Raw genomic sequence first — 15167 nt, forward strand, 5'->3', positions numbered from 1 at the left:
GAGATTTTAAAATAAAAAAACTTCAGTAGCGCTAGCCAACTGAAGTTTCTTGTACTCAGAGCGGGACTTGAACCCGCACGAACATTGCTGTTCACTGGATTTTAAGTCCAGCGTGTCTACCAATTTCACCATCCGAGCATTTTGTGGTACCTCCAGGGATCGAACCAGGGACACATGGATTTTCAGTCCATTGCTCTACCATCTGAGCTAAGGTACCATTATAATTTACTATAAAATGCACATTTTAATAAAAAAACCCGTTTCTTGCAAAACGGGTTCTCAAAAGAAAGGCGACGACATACTCTCCCACATAACTGCAGTACCATCTGCGCAGGCGGGCTTAACTACTCTGTTCGGGATGGGAAGAGGTGAGCCCCGCCGCAATAACCACCTTAAGAAGTTATAATTGCTTTGGGCAATTTTTCAATGATCATTTATCTTATGATAAAAATCAATTGAACAATATCTTAACATACTGAGATAAAGAAAAAAGTATTTTTTTAGAAAGTTTCCCCAGCCTCTTGCGAGGCTGGAAAGGTGTACATAAGCTTACGGATTATTAGTACTACTCGACTATGACATTACTGCCTTTACATCTATAGCCTATCAACGTGGTCATCTCCCACGATCCTTAAAAGAAATCTCATCTTGTGGTGGGTTTCGCGCTTATATGCTTTCAGCGCTTATCCCTTCCAAACGTAGCTACTCTGCCATGCCACTGGCGTGACAACAGATACACTAGAGGTTTGTCCAATTCGGTCCTCTCGTACTAGAATCAGATCCACTCAAATTTCTTGCGCCCACAGTAGATAGAGACCGAACTGTCTCACGACGTTCTGAACCCAGCTCGCGTGCCACTTTAATGGGCGAACAGCCCAACCCTTGGGACCTTCTCCAGCCCCAGGATGTGACGAGCCGACATCGAGGTGCCAAACCCCCCCGTCGATATGAGCTCTTGGGGGAGATCAGCCTGTTATCCCCGGCGTACCTTTTATCCTTTGAGCGATGGCCCTTCCATGCGGAACCACCGGATCACTATGCTCTACTTTCGTACCTGATCGACCTGTATGTCTCTCAGTCAAGCTCCCTTATGCCATTGCACTCTACGCACGGTTACCAAGCGTACTGAGGGAACCTTTAGAAGCCTCCGTTACTCTTTTGGAGGCGACCACCCCAGTCAAACTACCCACCAAGCAATGTCCCCCGCAAACGCGGGGTTAGGCCTCAGATAAACAAAGGGTTGTATTTCAACAATGACTCCACAACGCCTAGCGACGCCACTTCACAGTCTCCAACCTATCCTACACATCATTTATCCAAGGTCAATACTAAGCTATAGTAAAGGTGCACAGGGTCTTTTCGTCCCACTGCGGGTAAACGGCATCTTCACCGTTACTACAATTTCACCGAGCTCATGGCTGAGACAGTGTCCAGATCGTTACACCATTCGTGCAGGTCGGAACTTACCCGACAAGGAATTTCGCTACCTTAGGACCGTTATAGTTACGGCCGCCGTTTACTGGGGCTTCATTTCAATGCTTCTCCGAAGATAACATCTCCACTTAACCTTCCAGCACCGGGCAGGTGTCAGGCCCTATACTTCATCTTACGATTTTGCAGAGCCCTGTGTTTTTGATAAACAGTCGCCTGGACCTCTTCACTGCGGCCAGCATTGCTGCTGGCGACCCTTCTCCCGAAGTTACGGGTCTATTTTGCCTAATTCCTTAGCCATGAATCTCTCGAGCACCTTAGAATTCTCATCTCGACTACCTGTGTCGGTTTGCGGTACGGGTACTATTAACCTGAAGTTTAGAGGTTTTTCTTGGAAGCCCTTAGGTGCACTATCTCTTTGTCCGAAGACGCCGAGTACTATCGTATTTCCCCAAAACCCGTGGATTTGCCTGCGGGTCTTATAGGTAGGTACTTCAACGAACTATTCCGTCAGTTCGCGGCACTTTCATCACTCCGTCACCCCATCACAGTTAACAGTAGTACGGGAATATTAACCCGTTGTCCATCGACTGTCCCTTTCGGGTTCGCCTTAGGTCCCGACTAACCCACAGCTGATTAGCATAGCTGTGGAAACCTTAGTCTTTCGGTGTGCGGGTTTCTCGCCCGCATTATCGTTACTTATGCCTACATTTTCTTTTCTCACCGGTCCAGCATACCTTACGATACACCTTCTACCCTGTGAGAATGCTCCCCTACCACTTACAATAAATTGTAAATCCATAGCTTCGGTAATATACTTATGCCCGATTATTATCCATGCTCGTCCGCTCGACTAGTGAGCTGTTACGCACTCTTTAAATGAATGGCTGCTTCCAAGCCAACATCCTAGCTGTCTATGCAGACAAACCTCGTTCTTTCAACTTAGTATATATTTGGGGACCTTAGCTGATGGTCTGGGTTCTTTCCCTCTCGGACTTGGACCTTAGCACCCAAGCCCTCACTGTTAGTGAACATTATATAGCATTCGGAGTTTGTCAGGAATTGGTAGGCGGTGAAGCCCCCGCATCCAATCAGTAGCTCTACCTCTATATAACTTTATAACTAACGCTGCACCTAAATGCATTTCGGGGAGTACGAGCTATTTCCGAGTTTGATTGGCCTTTCACCCCTACCCACAGATCATCCCAAGACTTTTCAACGTCAACGGGTTCGGTCCTCCACTATGTGTTACCACAGCTTCAACCTGTCCATGGGTAGATCACACGGTTTCGCGTCTAACACTACTGACTAAAGCGCCCTATTCAGACTCGCTTTCGCTACGGATCCGTGGCTTAACCACTTATCCTTGCCAGCAACGTTAACTCGTAGGCTCATTATGCAAAAGGCACGCCGTCACCCCACGAAGGGGCTCCGACCGCTTGTAAGCGTATGGTTTCAGGATCTATTTCACTCCGTTATTCACGGTTCTTTTCACCTTTCCCTCACGGTACTGGTTCACTATCGGTCTCTCAGGAGTATTTAGCCTTAGCGGATGGTCCCGCCAAATTCAGACAGGATTTCTCGTGTCCCGCCCTACTCAGGATACCACTATCAATTATATCACTTACCTATACAGGACTATCACCCTCTTTGGTTCTACTTTCCAGTAGATTCTAGTTCGTTTTACATTGAATATCGTGGTCCTACAACCCCAACATTGCCGTAACAACATTGGTTTGGGCTAATCCGCGTTCGCTCGCCACTACTTACGGAATCACTTTTGTTTTCTTCTCCTCCGCCTACTTAGATGTTTCAGTTCAGCGGGTTTGCCCACCTATCGGTGTACTAGATCTTCAATCTAGTGGGTTGCCCCATTCAGGTATCTACGGATCAATCGGTGTGTGCCCGTCCCCGTAGCTTTTCGCAGCTTATCACGCCTTTCATCGCCTCTGAGAGCCAAGGCATCCCCCATACGCCCTTATTTTGCTTATTGTACCAATCTTAAAATTAATTAAGACCGTTTTTGTTTGTTTTTTACTATAAATAGTAAAAAACGCTTTCTACTTTTATATTTTTCTTATCTCAATATGTCAATGAACTTTTTTCAATCGCTTAATCGTTTTTTTTCGTTTAATCGTTTAACCGATTTAACAAATCAACACATAAACTTTTGATTTGTGGAGAATAACGGAGTCGAACCGTTGACCTCCTGCGTGCAAGGCAGGCGCTCTAGCCAGCTGAGCTAATCCCCCAATCTTTTTTAATTATGAATTGTGAATTATGAATTATGAAATATTTCATAACCCCTCAACTCTAGAATTTCTTCTTTGTATTTAAGTAAATAGTTGTCTCGGACAGACTCGAACTGTCGACCCCTACATTATCAGTGTAGTACTCTAACCAGCTGAGCTACGAGACACTCTTATTCTTAAATTGTATTATTTGAACTAACAGCAAGAGTAATAAATTCTTAATCTTTGTTTCCACTTTCTCTTTTCGTCTCTTTCCCTACCGTGCTTATAAATAAGCTAACACTAAGGCTCTAGAAAGGAGGTGTTCCAGCCGCACCTTCCGGTACGGCTACCTTGTTACGACTTAGCCCTAGTTACCAGTTTTACCCTAGGCAGCTCCTTGCGGTCACCGACTTCAGGCACCCCCAGCTTCCATGGCTTGACGGGCGGTGTGTACAAGGCCCGGGAACGTATTCACCGGATCATGGCTGATATCCGATTACTAGCGATTCCAGCTTCACGGAGTCGAGTTGCAGACTCCGATCCGAACTGTGACCGGTTTTATAGATTCGCTCCTGGTCACCCAGTGGCTGCTCTCTGTACCGGCCATTGTAGCACGTGTGTAGCCCAAGGCGTAAGGGCCGTGATGATTTGACGTCATCCCCACCTTCCTCACAGTTTGCACTGGCAGTCTCGTTAGAGTTCCCGACATGACTCGCTGGCAACTAACAACAGGGGTTGCGCTCGTTATAGGACTTAACCTGACACCTCACGGCACGAGCTGACGACAACCATGCAGCACCTTGTAATTTGTCTTGCGAAAAGTCTGTTTCCAAACCGGTCAAACTACATTTAAGCCTTGGTAAGGTTCCTCGCGTATCATCGAATTAAACCACATGCTCCACCGCTTGTGCGGGCCCCCGTCAATTCCTTTGAGTTTCAAACTTGCGTTCGTACTCCCCAGGTGGGATACTTATCACTTTCGCTTAGCCACTGAGATTGCTCCCAACAGCTAGTATCCATCGTTTACGGCGTGGACTACCAGGGTATCTAATCCTGTTCGCTACCCACGCTTTCGTCCATCAGCGTCAATATATTAGTAGTAACCTGCCTTCGCAATTGGTATTCCATGTAATCTCTAAGCATTTCACCGCTACACTACATATTCTAGTTACTTCCTAATAATTCAAGTCTAGCAGTATCAATGGCCGTTCCACCGTTGAGCGATGGGCTTTCACCACTGACTTACTAAACCGCCTACGGACCCTTTAAACCCAATGATTCCGGATAACGCTTGGATCCTCCGTATTACCGCGGCTGCTGGCACGGAGTTAGCCGATCCTTATTCTTACGATACCGTCAAGCTCCTTCACGAAGGAGTGTTTCTTCTCGTATAAAAGCAGTTTACAATCCATAGGACCGTCATCCTGCACGCGGCATGGCTGGATCAGGCTTGCGCCCATTGTCCAATATTCCTCACTGCTGCCTCCCGTAGGAGTCTGGTCCGTGTCTCAGTACCAGTGTGGGGGATCTCCCTCTCAGGACCCCTACCCATCGTAGCCTTGGTATGCCGTTACCATACCAACTAGCTAATGGGACGCATGCTCATCTTTCACCGATAAATCTTTAATAATTAAATGATGCCATTCAATTATACTATGAGGTATTAATCCAAATTTCTCTGGGCTATCCCTCTGTGAAAGGTAGATTGCATACGCGTTACGCACCCGTGCGCCGGTCTCTAATTCCGAAGAACTATACCCCTCGACTTGCATGTGTTAAGCCTGCCGCTAGCGTTCATCCTGAGCCAGGATCAAACTCTTCATCGTATATTATGCGAGAACCATAAATGATTCTCTATTTATTTTTGACTGAAGGTCTAGTGGTTTTTTCAAATCTCTCAATTCTATTACTCTTATTCTTTTGTCTTTGAAATCTCTCTCAAAAACGGCTGTCAATTCAATATGTCTAGGAACGTGTCTTATCTTGTTTGCCAATCGTAGCAACACTTAACGTGTCGCTCGAAGCGGGTGCAAAAGTACAACTTCTCTTTTTATCTGGCAAGAAAAATTTGAAGTTTTTTTTAGAAAAATAAATCTTTCTTTTCTTCTCTTCTCTCATCAGCTTATCAAGGAACGTTGCGCGTTTAGCGGGGTGCAAAAGTAACTATCACTTTTAAATCTCACAAGCTTTTTTGAAACTTTTTTTGAAAATAAATTTCCTAATTAATCTCGTTTGCTTGCCAGTATTTGAAAGAACGTCTGCGTTGTTGCGGGTGCAAAAGTAGACTCTTTAAACCGTTATTCAATACTTTTTAATCTCTTTTCTTTGCTTTATTTGCGATTTATTTTTAACACATTGGAAATGTTTAAGTTGAAAGAAATATATTTTTGCTCTATCAACTACCGTTTGATGTAAATGGTAAAATAAATGAAATAGTTTGAGATTTACTATTCAATACAACGGTATTTTTAAACATATAGGTAATAGAAGTTGGATCATATATTTCTCGCAGGTCTTGTTTTCAGTTTCTTTTAACCATATAAGACATAGAAGTTAGATTAGACATATTACTTTGCTACTTCTTGGAGATCTTATGTGATAATATTTAAAACAACTATACAATCTATGGGCTCTCGCTACGCTTTTCTTTTAAAACTATAAGACATAAAAAGAACATATTAGTTATATTGAAGATCTTATGACAAAATTTTTAAGCCTTTATGAAACTCGTTTGAAGAATTACTACATAAGCTACAGAAAGACATATAAGCTAAACAGAGAAAGCAACTCCTTATATATAGGAGTCAAAATTATTCTCTATTATACATTGTAATTAAAACCAATGCACCTCTAGCCCTGATAGTAGAGGAAATCCTACTGAGCCGGGTTTCGGCGAGGTAGATTGAAGCGGATAGCAGGAAATAGCTCCTGATAAGTATAGTTAATAAGATACAAAATCATGTTTTAAATTGGCTATACTATATTAGGTAGAAAAATTGGGGAAGTTATTTCTTCTTTACCTGCTCAGCTTTGGATTCCCAAAATTCATTTAGTTTATCTATATCAACAGGATTTGCGGGGGTTTGATTTACTAATCTTCCTGATTCAAAGGCTCTTTGTAATATTGTTTCTATCAAAAAATCTTCATTTACTGTATATGGAGCATATTCCGATTTTAAATTAATATCAAACATACTCGCAGCAGTATTGGACCAAAACGCTTTCCATCCGCTTTTTAGCGTTTTAACCAATTCATAAGTGGTGGTTCCGGTTTGACGATGAATCAATTTTACTAAAATTCTACCTTGACTTCGGGAAAGCTTCTTTAGTTTGGCTTCAAACTCATTATTAAGGTAATCTTCGACAATTTTAAAATACTTTTTCTTTTCTTTATTTGTAGATAATCGATCCATACCTCTATTGAGATTGGTCAATCTTTCGGATGCGAGTTTTGCATAAGGGTACGTTTTATAAACCCTGTTTTGAAGAATTAAAAATTGTTTTTTGGCATCGGGATCTAGTTTCTCTTTTGAAACCACAATTTCCTCCAACTGTATCGTGTCATTTACTACATCATCTGATTCTTTTAATTCGTACCCCATTGGCATAGGAGCTGGAGGAATCTCCTGGGCTTTGGCAAAAAACGATAGTAATAAAAAGAATATGGTATAGGTTGTAAACTTCATGAGGCATAATTTAATTGTAAAATTATACATTATATGTACAACTGTTATACCAAATTTATAAATTAGCAAAAAATAATTTTATGAGCACAAAATCAATATTAAACAAATCCTCTATCAACTTTTTAGAGCAATACTTAAACAACGCCTCTCCTACTGGGTTTGAAGCCGAAGGGCAAAAAATTTGGATGGATTATTTAAAACCATACGTTGATACTTTTATAACCGATACTTACGGAACGGCCGTAGGAATCATCAACCCTGACGCTCCTTATAAAGTAGTGATTGAAGGTCATGCCGATGAAATTTCTTGGTATGTAAACTACATTACTGATGATGGATTGATATACGTGATTAGAAATGGAGGTTCGGATCACCAAATTGCCCCTTCTAAACGTGTGAACATTCACACCAAAAAAGGAATTGTAAAAGGAGTTTTTGGTTGGCCTGCCATTCATACCAGAAATAGAGACAAAGAAGAAAATCCAAAAATCAGCAATATTTTCATCGATCTTGGTTGTGAAACCAAAGAAGAAGTAGAAAAAATGGGTGTTCATGTAGGTTGCGTGATTACTTATCCTGATGAATTCATTATTTTAAACGAGAACAAATTTGTTTGTCGCGCAATTGATAACCGTATGGGAGGTTTTATGATTGCCGAAGTAGCGCGTTTACTGCATGAAAACAAAGTAAAACTTCCATTTGGATTGTACATTACTAACTCCGTTCAAGAAGAAGTAGGTTTGCGTGGTGCTGAAATGATCACTAAAACTATCAAACCAAATGTAGCCATAGTTACTGATGTATGTCATGACTCTACAACTCCTATGATTGATAAAAAAATCGAAGGAGAAACTAAAATAGGAAAAGGTCCAGTTATTACTTATGCTCCAGCGGTTCAAAATAATCTAAGAGAACTGATCCTAGACACTGCCGAGGAAAAGAAAATTCCTTTTCAACGTCTTGCTTCTTCTCGCGTTACTGGAACTGATACAGATGCATTTGCCTACAGTAATGGTGGTGTAGCATCGGCTTTGATTTCACTTCCGTTGCGTTACATGCATACTACAGTTGAAATGGTGCACCGTGATGATGTTGAAAACGTGATTAAATTAATCTATGAAACATTATTAAAATTAGAGAATAACGAAACTTTCTCTTACTTCAAATAGGATTAGGAGCTATTCCTGCTATCTGCTTTATCTTTTTCTGGTTTCTAAAAACGAAACCAGAAAAAGGATATCGCTTCTATCAGGGCTAAAAATCACCAAAATATGAAGTATATCTACTTAATGTTAATTGTCTTTTTTGGAACTTTTCTATGGTCTGTTATCAATCCAAAAGAAGTTTTCACTTGTTTTCTTGAAATTATCCCTGCTATCATTGGTGTTTTGGTTTTAGCTTTTACTTTTAATAAATTTAGATTTACCAATTTCACCTACTTCCTTATTCTTATTCATTGCATTATATTATTCATAGGTGGTCATTATACGTATGCCGAAGTTCCCTTTTTCGATTATATTAAAGACGCATTTCATCAAAGTAGAAACAATTATGATAAAGTGGGTCACTTTGCACAAGGTTTAGTACCAGCAATGATTATAAGAGAATTGTTTATTCGTAAAAACGTAATCAGCAATAAAAGCTTTTTTAATTTTATTATTGTTTTCATCTGTTTAGCCATTAGTGCTGCTTACGAATGGATTGAATGGTTTGTTTCTATCACTTCGGGAGATGAAGGTGATGCTTTTTTAGGAACTCAAGGTGATATTTGGGACACCCAATCTGACATGTTATTTGCTACAATTGGTGCAATAACTGGTTTAATACTGTTTTCAAAGATTCAGGATAAACAGCTTCAAAAAATTTAGTCTATATATAAACCTTTCTAGGTTTAATAAACTTAAATTTCACAAATGCTTTTTTAGCTTTACATACTATTATAACAACAAAATCCGGATATCTCTATCTGGATTTTATTATTTATAACCTTATTCTATTTTATTTCCAACCTCCACCAAGTGCTTTATACACTTGCACAAAAGCATTCAGTTGGTCTTTTTTGGTTTCTACCAATTCCAGTTTAGCATCAAGTGCATCCCGTTGGGTCATCAAAACTTCAAAATAATCAGCTCTAGCCGATTTAAATAAATCATTGGCTACACTAATAGAAGTATTCAAAGCAGTTACTTGCTGTTGTTTAAGCGCATAACTTTTTTCTAAATTACCAATATTTGCTAATTGATTCGAAACTTCTAAATAGGCATTCAAAATCGTACGATCATAATTATACAAAGCTTGCAATTGGCGTGCATTAGCATTAGCAAACTCGGCTTTAATAGCATTTCTATTAATTAAAGGTGCAGCTATGTCACCCACTAAATTGTACAATAATGATTCTGGAAATTTAACCAAATAGGAAGTTTTAAAAGCTTGCAGCCCAAAAGTCGCTGAAATATCAAGTGAGGGATAAAACTCAGCCCGCGCTACTTTTACATCTAGTTTAGCAGCAGTCAAATCCAATTCGGCTTGTTTTACATCCGGTCTATTAATTAATAATTGAGATGGTATACCGGACTGAATTGTTGCTGGTATTAGATTTAAAAAACTAGCACTGTCTCTGGTGATTTTTTCAGGATAACGTCCCAGCAAAAAGTTGATCGTGTTTTCAGTTTCTACAATTTTTTGGTTTATTTGAAACTCCATACTTTTAGAAGCCAAAACTTCAGCTTGAAATTTTTGAACGGCTAATTCTGTTGCTCTTGCTGCTTCTTTTTGCACTTTTACAATTTCAAGCGCATTCTGTTGCAATTGGATGTTTTGTTTTACAATTTCCAATTGGCTATCCAAAGCCAATAATTCATAATAGGAGTCAGCAACTTCAGAAATAAGATTTGTAATTACAAAATTCTTTCCTTCAATAGTAGATAAATATCTAGTCACAGCAGCTTTCTTAGAATTTCGCAATTTTTTCCAAATATCAACTTCCCAATTGGCATAGGCTCCAACATTAAAATCAGTTAATGGATCTGGAAACTCTTTACCTGGCGCAATTTCAGTACTAGCATCACCAGCGCCTTGGCTGGTATATCTTCCTACTTTTTCTACTCCAGTTCCTGCTCTTAGTCCAACAGACGGCAATAATGCCCCTTTTCGAACACGGATATCATTCTTTGCCATTTCAATTTCTTGCAAAGTAATCATCAACTCCTGATTGTTTTTTAGTGCAATATCAATTAAATTGACAAGATTAGAATCTTTAAAATAGTTATTCCAACTCAGATTTGAACTATTAACTGTGTCCTTGCTAATTCCAAAACTTTCTGGAATCATTTTGTTTTCAGACATTGTTACAGCAGACGGAGCTTTACAGCTTACAACAGCAAGACAAATGCTTAAAACTATACTAAATTGTTGTAATTTGATTTTATACATGGTTGTCAATTTCTTCAGTTAATGGATTATTATTTTGTATTTTAATCATTTTAATTTTAGCAGCAATGCTACCAAAAATAAAATACAATCCTGGAATAATCAAAACACCACAAACGGTTCCTAAAAGCATCCCTCCAGCAGCTGCAGTACCGATAGTACGGTTACCAATTTTCCCTGGACCTTCGGCAAACACAAGTGGAATTAATCCTGCTATAAATGCAAATGATGTCATTAAAATTGGTCGGAACCTCACTTTTGCACCTTCCATCGCCGCTTCAAATACTGTGGCGCCAGCTTCATGCTTCTGGACTGCAAACTCAACAATTAAAACTGCATTTTTACCTAGCAAACCTATAAGCATTACAAAGGCTACCTGAGCGTATATATTATTATCTAGCCCCATAATTGAAAGTAGTAAATAGGAACCAAAAATACCCGCTGGAAGTGATAGAATTACAGCAAATGGTAAAACAAAACTTTCATATTGTGCAGCCAAAACAAAGTAAACAAATAACAAAGAAATTAGAAAAATAATAATGGCTTCGTTACCACGACCTACTTCATCCTTAGAAATACCTGCCCAGTCAATACCATAACCTCTAGGTAAGTCTTTTGCAGCGACTTCTTGAATTGCTTTAATTGCTTCACCACTACTATACCCAGGCGCGGCTTGTCCACTAATCTCTGAAGAGTTAAACATATTATGACGTGTAATCTCCGATAGTCCATAAACCTTTTCCATGTGCATGAATGCCGAAAATGGCACCATTTCATCACGATCATTTTTTACATACAACTTTAAAACATCTTCTGGAAGCGCTCTATATTCAGGCGACGATTGAACAATTACCTTATATTGTCTATCATACTTGATGAAACTAATTTCATAATTACTTCCAATCAATGTGGAAAGTGTGTTCATAGCATTATCTATAGTAACCCCTTTTTGTTGTGCCAGATCATTATCAATTCGCAACATATATTGAGGGAAACTTGCACTATAGAAACTAAAAGTCGAAGTTAATTCAGGACGCTTATTCAATTCTTTTACAAAATCGTTATTGACAGTTTCCATCTTTTTATAATCCCCAGAACCAGCTATATCAAGTAATCTTAATTCAAATCCTCCAGCTGCTCCATAACCTGGAACTGCAGGTGGCTGAAAAAACTCAAGCGAAGCTCCAGTAATTGTTTTTGATTTCACTTCTAGTTCTTTCATTATCTCAACTGCAGAATGTTTCCTATCTGACCAATTTTTTAAATTTACTAGACAGGTACCTGAATTTGCTCCAGTACCTTCGGTAAGTATTTCAAAACCAGCCAAAGCAGATACAGATTGCACCCCGTCAATTTTTTCAGCAATTTTTTGAAGTTGTAAAGCGATATCATTCGTTCTCTCTAATGTAGAACCAGGAGGCGTTTGAATAATTGCATAAATTGTTCCTTGATCTTCGGTTGGGATAAATCCAGATGGAAGACTATTGTTCATAAAAAAGATCCCAATACAAAAAGCAATCAAAATTCCGAAAGTCACTAGTCTTCGACTAACAATTTTCCCTAGTAAGGCGCTGTATTTTCCATTAAGACGGTTGAATTTAGAATTAAAACCATCTAAAAAATTATTAATTGGGGTCTTCTTTCTAGCTACACCATGGTTGTTTTTTAACATCATTGCACATAGAGCCGGTGTTAATGTCAATGCTACTACACCGGAAAGAATAATTCCTGATGCCATTGTTATTGAAAATTGTCTGTAGAATACTCCTACTGGACCAGTCATAAAAGCAACGGGTATAAATACTGCAGCCATCAAAAATGTAATAGCTATAATAGCACCACTAATTTCATGCATCGCTTTTTTAGTAGCTTCGATCGGTGGTAAATGCTCCTCTTCCATCTTGGCATGTACCGCCTCGATTACAACAATTGCATCATCAACAACAACTCCAATGGCTAAAACCAAAGCGAATAAAGTTACTAAGTTTATAGAAATTCCGAAAAATTGCATAAAAACAAAAGTTCCAATAAGCGAAACAGGTACTGCAATTGCTGGAATTATAGTCGAACGCCAGTCACCAAGAAACAAAAACACTACCAATCCAACTAAAACGAAAGCCTCAAGTAAAGTATGAATTACTTTTTCAATAGAAGCATCTAGGAATTTAGAAGCATCATAACTAATTTCATAATCAACTCCTTTTGGAAATGAAGTTTTCTTTATTTCTTCCAGTTTTGCTTTAACATCTTTAATAACTTGAGAAGCATTACTACCATAAGATTGTTTAATTGTTATTGCAGAGGAAGGTCTTCCATTTAAATTTGAATAAATATCATACATCGAACTTCCAAATTCTATTTTTGCAATATCTTTCAAACGAAGTATGGCGCCATCAGAATTAGATTTGATGATTATATTCCCATATTCTTCAGCAGTAGTAAATCGACCAGGATATTTTAAAACATATTCAAATGTCTGAGAGCGTTTTCCTGAACTTTCTCCTGTTTTACCAGGTGCCGCTTCTAAACTTTGTTGCGATAAAGCATTCATAACTTCATCCGTAGAAACCTTAAATGCTAGCATTCTATCGGGTTTCAACCAGATACGCATAGCATAATCACGGTTTCCAATAATATCAGCATCACCTACTCCATCTACTTTTTTAATTTCAGATAATAAATTAATATCCGTATAATTAAATAAGAATTTTTGATCCATTGTAGGATCAGTACTAAACACGTTTATGTACATTAAATTATTTGATTCTTCTCTCGTAATTTTCACACCTTCCCTAATTACTAAGGGTGGTAACTTATTTACAATAGTAGAAACTCTATTTTGAATATTTATTGCCGCTTGATTAGGATCTGTTCCTAACTTAAATACTACTTGAATTGATGCTTCACCATCATTACCTGCATCTGAAGTAATATATTTTATACCAGGAGCACCATTTAAAGCTCTCTCAATTGGAATTATGACAGATTTAACCAATAATTCATTATTTGCTCCTGGATAATCTGCAGTAACATTTACTTTTGGTGGAGATATTGATGGCAATTGTGTAACTGGCAAAGTCGTCATAGCCAAAACACCTATCAAAACAATCATCAGCGATATAACTATCGACAATACTGGTCTTTCAATAAATTTATTAAACATTTTTTATTTTTTTAAGTTAAGACTAGTTAGCTTTATACCTCAGGTGATTCAATACATCCTCTGGCTTTTGATAATCAACTTTTATTTTGTCATTATCTTTTACTTTCTGAACACCTTCTAACAAAATTCTATCATTAGCATTAATACCACTTTTAACTATATAGATATCTGGCATTTCACCAATAATTGTAATTTCTCTTACTTTCACAACATTGTTTTTATCCACTACAAAAACATATTTTTTATCTTGAATTTCATAAGTTGTTTTTTGAGGAATTACCATGGCATTTTTTATAGGATTTGTCATAATAACACTCCCTGTTTCTCCATTTCTTAATAATTTATCTGGATTTGGAAAACGAGCTCTAAAAGCAATATTGCCTGTTTCACTATCAAATTCACCTTCTACAAGTTCTAAAACTCCTTTATCTTTAAACATTTCATTATTAGCCAAAAGCAAGTCTACTTTTTTATCTCCACGATCCTTAACATCCATTTGATAATTCAGATATTCAGGTTCTGATAAATTAAAATAGGCGTAAACCGCACTATTGTCTGAAAGCGAGGTCAACAAATCTCCTTCTTCAATCAGACTTCCTAACTTTTTTGGAATTCTATCAATCGTTCCTGAAAACGGAGCTTTAATTATAGTGTACGATAAATGCAAATTTGCAGAAGCTACTTCAGCTTTGGCTCCTTGAAGCTTAGTTAAAGCCATAGCTAATTCGTTCTTAGATACAATATTTTTATCTGCTAAAACTTTAGTGTTTTGTAAATCAATTTCGGCGGCCTTAACTTCAGCTTGCGACTTTAACAAATCAGCTTCTTGAAATTTAGACATAATACGAAACATAATTTGGCCTGCTTTCACATACTGCCCTTCATCAACATAAATATTTTGAAGATATCCTTTTTCTTGAGATCTAATTTCGATATTTTTAACCGACTTAATTTGAGAGACATATTGTTTTGTAAATGAAGTATCCAATACCATAGGATTTGTTACCGCATATTTTACAACCTCTTCTTTTTCTTCCTTTTTTGAGTTACAACTTACAAGGAACAACGTGGCCATTAAGCCCGTAATCATGACAATTTTTTTCATGGTGTGAAAATGGAAATTTAGCAATTGATGTTTTGGAATACATAGATTCCTTTTGAAAGTAAAAAGCCATCAGTTGCCTGAAAGTGACAAAATTGCCTTTCAGGAAGAATGAGCTGTAT

General features: G+C 38.2%; 7 protein-coding genes, 4 tRNA genes and 3 rRNA genes. 2 read left to right on the forward strand and 12 right to left on the reverse strand.

What is annotated here, in order from left to right; genetic code table 11:
- Positions 1–52 precede the first annotated feature (52 nt).
- The 9 genes from AB3G36_RS12985 to AB3G36_RS13025 all read right to left on the reverse strand — a co-directional run bounded on the left by AB3G36_RS12985 (position 53) and on the right by AB3G36_RS13025 (position 7351).
- Positions 53–138 (reverse strand) — tRNA-Leu (locus tag AB3G36_RS12985).
- A gap of 6 nt (positions 139–144) precedes the next feature.
- Positions 145–217 (reverse strand) — tRNA-Phe (locus AB3G36_RS12990).
- 68 nt (positions 218–285) lie between these two features.
- Positions 286–395, reverse strand: a 5S ribosomal RNA gene (gene rrf / locus AB3G36_RS12995).
- Between the two features lie 144 nt (positions 396–539).
- Positions 540–3424, reverse strand: a 23S ribosomal RNA gene (locus AB3G36_RS13000).
- A gap of 185 nt (positions 3425–3609) precedes the next feature.
- A tRNA-Ala gene (locus AB3G36_RS13005) sits at positions 3610–3683 on the reverse strand.
- Positions 3684–3776: 93 nt separating this feature from the next.
- Positions 3777–3850 (reverse strand) — tRNA-Ile (locus AB3G36_RS13010).
- A 127-nt stretch (positions 3851–3977) separates the two neighbouring features.
- A 16S ribosomal RNA gene (locus tag AB3G36_RS13015) occupies positions 3978–5491 on the reverse strand.
- The 16S, 23S and 5S rRNA genes sit together here with 4 tRNA genes alongside, the layout of an rRNA operon.
- Positions 5492–5494: 3 nt before the next feature.
- Positions 5495–5659, reverse strand: a complete 165-nt coding sequence (locus AB3G36_RS13020) for a hypothetical protein (RefSeq protein WP_367753418.1) — start codon at positions 5657–5659, stop codon at positions 5495–5497.
- 1011 nt (positions 5660–6670) lie between these two features.
- Positions 6671–7351 carry a DUF4294 domain-containing protein gene (locus tag AB3G36_RS13025; RefSeq protein WP_367753420.1) on the reverse strand — a complete coding sequence of 227 codons (681 nt, stop codon included), beginning with the start codon at positions 7349–7351 and terminating at the stop codon, positions 6671–6673.
- Positions 7352–7431: 80 nt separating this feature from the next.
- Here AB3G36_RS13025 and AB3G36_RS13030 point away from each other — a divergent pair, with 80 nt between their 5' ends.
- Both AB3G36_RS13030 and AB3G36_RS13035 read left to right on the forward strand, forming a co-directional pair.
- Positions 7432–8520: a M42 family metallopeptidase gene (locus tag AB3G36_RS13030; RefSeq protein WP_367753422.1), complete on the forward strand. Its 1089-nt coding sequence runs from the start codon at positions 7432–7434 to the stop codon at positions 8518–8520.
- Positions 8521–8622: 102 nt separating this feature from the next.
- Entirely contained in the window at positions 8623–9219 is a 597-nt protein-coding gene (locus AB3G36_RS13035; protein ID WP_367753424.1) for a DUF2238 domain-containing protein, read from the forward strand.
- A 130-nt stretch (positions 9220–9349) separates the two neighbouring features.
- On the opposite strand, the gene AB3G36_RS13040 is transcribed toward AB3G36_RS13035, so the two are convergent.
- From AB3G36_RS13040 to AB3G36_RS13050, 3 genes are read right to left on the reverse strand one after another with little or no spacing between them, the layout of a single operon-like run.
- Entirely contained in the window at positions 9350–10783 is a 1434-nt protein-coding gene (locus tag AB3G36_RS13040) for a TolC family protein (RefSeq protein ID WP_367753426.1), read from the reverse strand.
- On the reverse strand, positions 10776–13943 hold the full coding sequence (locus tag AB3G36_RS13045) for an efflux RND transporter permease subunit (protein WP_367753428.1): 3168 nt from the start codon (positions 13941–13943) through the stop codon (positions 10776–10778). The genes AB3G36_RS13040 and AB3G36_RS13045 overlap by 8 nt, the downstream gene beginning before the upstream one ends.
- 22 nt (positions 13944–13965) lie before the next feature.
- Positions 13966–15048: an efflux RND transporter periplasmic adaptor subunit gene (locus AB3G36_RS13050; RefSeq protein WP_367753430.1), complete on the reverse strand. Its 1083-nt coding sequence runs from the start codon at positions 15046–15048 to the stop codon at positions 13966–13968.
- Between the last annotated feature and the right edge of the window lie 119 nt (positions 15049–15167).

The sequence above is a fragment of the Flavobacterium sp. WC2430 genome, from assembly GCF_040822075.1.
In the GTDB taxonomy this organism is placed as follows: Bacteria; Bacteroidota; Bacteroidia; order Flavobacteriales; family Flavobacteriaceae; genus Flavobacterium.